Annotated in this window: 3 protein-coding genes; 1 reads left to right on the forward strand and 2 read right to left on the reverse strand. The window is 69.3% G+C overall.

Annotation, left to right across the window (positions count from 1 at the left end; genetic code table 11):
- The coding region (locus tag AB0J09_RS61605) for a DUF5994 family protein (protein ID WP_360713358.1) at positions 1-515 on the forward strand (515 nt) is incomplete at its 5' end.
- 30 nt (positions 516-545) lie between these two features.
- On the opposite strand, the gene AB0J09_RS61610 is transcribed toward AB0J09_RS61605, so the two are convergent.
- A complete protein-coding gene (locus AB0J09_RS61610; protein WP_360713360.1) occupies positions 546-761 on the reverse strand; it encodes a hypothetical protein in 216 nt (71 codons plus the stop codon).
- Between the two features lie 902 nt (positions 762-1,663).
- Positions 1,664-2,686, reverse strand: a complete 1,023-nt coding sequence (locus AB0J09_RS61615; RefSeq protein WP_360713362.1) for an AI-2E family transporter — start codon at positions 2,684-2,686, stop codon at positions 1,664-1,666.
- Positions 2,687-2,768 lie beyond the last annotated feature (82 nt).

Raw genomic sequence — 2,768 nt, forward strand, 5'->3', positions numbered from 1 at the left:
TGACCGGCCCCGGCCAAGAGCGACTCAGCCTGGATCCCGCCCTCCCACGCCAGGGCGCGGTGGACGGGGCGTGGTGGCCCGCCACCTACGACGCCGGCGCGGAACTGCCCGCCCTGATCGCCGCCATCGACCAGCGGCTGGACCGACGGGTTCTGCGCGTGGGCCTGCACCCGGACACCTGGGACAACATCCCGCACCGCATCGCCGCCCCCGGCCGTCACGTCAAAGTGGGCTGGTTCCGGACCATCGACCCCCACGTGGTCAACCTGATCATCCCGGGGATCGAGCACCTCAACCTGCTCGTCATCCCACCCGGCACCACACCCGCCGCCGCTGCCAACGCGCTCGCCATGGCCACCCGATGCCGTGGCCGTACCCGTCCCGGTGACATCCTCACCGCCGCAGCCCGGAACAGCTCCGCCGACGCCACCACCGAGCAGGATCTGAGCCTGGCCGGTTGGGACAACGAAGGCGGACAGACCCGGCAGCCCGCCCGCGGCGACTTCGCGTCCTGATCACGCGTTCGGGTGGGGACTGCACAACCGCTACGGGTCCCTCCGGGCGAGCGCCTGGTCGGCCGCGGCGCCGAGCAACCGGGCGGCGGCGGCCACCTCAACAAGCTGACCAGGCGTCATCGCCTCCAGACAGACGGCGAGCCGCTGCCGGTCACCACGGCAGGCCATGCTCGCCGCGTTCTGAAAGGCGAGTGCGCGCGAGGCTGTGCCGAGCGCCTTCAAGACGTCGGCCAGGGCCTGATCCATGTCATCGTCCGGATCCGGCCACCGCGGAAGTGGATCATTCAACGCCATTCACCGTGCCGTCCTTGAGCTCCGAGTATTGTCCGATCCCGTCGCGCCCACCACAGGCCGGGCTCTGCGCCAGGTGCCGGCTGCGGTCAACAGGAGAGCGGCCCCTTTCCACGACACGCCACGAGCGATGGAGGCGTCTGAACCGTCTGATCGCCCCGGCAGCGTCAGGCCGGTGAGCACGACTGCTGATAAGCCTGGCGCAGATTGCTGCTTTCCACCTGGTCGAGCCCACTGGGCGCGCAGCCCGCCGACGTCGCAGAACACCAGGCCGCTGAGATCGACGGATGTACGGCACCACCCCGGCACGAGTACGGGCAGCGTCGGAGGCAAGGGCAAGGGCAAGGGCAGGGGCGGGTCCGGCCCCGCGGCAACGCGCTGAGACCACGTGCGCCCATGTCTGTTCTCCCCGCTGACAGCGGAACGACCGCCCAGCCTCACTCCTATCTACCCGCCGCGGCAACAGGCGAGCTGGACCGGCTACGCCATCAGCTGCTCCTAGACACCCTGGCCGATTCACCGGCGCTCAGCTCGTTGGTCCGCGCCATCTGTTGCCTGCGGTGGGTTGGCCGTTGCTGGGCGGCGCAGGTCGATGATCGGCTGCAGGAACCACACTTGACGGGGGTGAGGGCGTCGTCGCGGCCGCACACGAACCGGATGTGGTCGCCGGTGGCGAGGGTGCGCAGGTTGAGGTACTGCACCGCACCCGCACTTCGATCGTCTTGGAGCTGTCGGCGACCAGGTCGAAGTGCGGCGGTAGAGATTATCTCGCGGGCGCGCACGCTCCATTGTCGTCGCGGGTCGTGCGGTCATGATCTTGTCTAGTTCGAGCGCGCCTGCGCTCGTCTCCGAGCCCGTCAGTCCTTCTGCTCGGGTTCCTTCCCAGGAGGTACGGCCTGCGGCGGTGGTTCTGGGGCCGGTCCTGCCGGGAGGGGGATCGGCTCGTCCTTGAAGAGTTCGGGCACGGCCCGGTAGAGGATGGCGGTGATCGGCACGGCCACGACCGCGCCCGCGATCCCGGCCAGGATGCCGCCGACGGCCAGCACCATGATGATCGCCAGCGGGTGGAAGTGCAGCACCCGGCCGACGATCATCGGCTGGAGCACGTGGTTTTCCAGTTGCTGCTCGACGATCAGGATGCCGATGAAGATCAGCGCGTAGATCGGGCCCTTCGCGCCGAGCGTCACCAGCGTCGCGACCGCACCGGCGAAGAGGATGCCGACGATCGGGATGAAGCTGGCCAGGAAGATCAGTACGGCCAGTGCCGCCCACAGCGGGACTCCCATGATGGCCAGCACCACACCCATGAGCACGCCGTGCACCGCGGCAACGGCCACCGTGCCCTGCACGTAGTGCGACAGCGTGGCCCAGGCGGTCCGCCCGGCCCGATCGACCCGCGGCGCCATCCGGCCGAACCCCTTGAGGAACCAGGACCAGATCCGGTCACCATCCTTGAGCAGGAAGAACGTCACGAACAGCAGGAGCACGATCGAAGCCAGCACCTCCACCACCACCACGGTCCCCGCCAGAACCGTCGAGGTGATCTGCTGCTGCCGCTCGGTGACCAGCTTGGCGATCTCGTCCACCCAGCCGCTGAGCTGAACGGGCTTCACGTGCAGAGGGCCGGTGTAGAGCCAGTCCTCCACCGTCTTGGCCGTCTGCCTGACCTGTGTCACCAGGCCAGGGAACTCTTCGTTGGCCCGCACGCCGATGATCCAGCCCGTCCCGCTCAGCACGGCGAGGGCGACGAGCATGGTGATCCAGGTGGCGTAGATCGCCCGCAGCCCCGACGCGCGCAGGTGCCGGGTGAGCGGGAACAGCAGCGCGGTCAGCAGCAGGGCGACCGCCACCGGCAGGGGGGGGGGGGGCCGTGTGGGCACCAAGCCGAAAAAAAAATTGGGGCCGAGGCCGGAGGCGAAAAAACACCCGCCCCCCCCGGCCCCCCCCCCCCCCCGCGCACGC

This window comes from Nonomuraea sp. NPDC049784 (genome assembly GCF_040659615.1).
Classification (GTDB): domain Bacteria; phylum Actinomycetota; class Actinomycetes; order Streptosporangiales; family Streptosporangiaceae; genus Nonomuraea.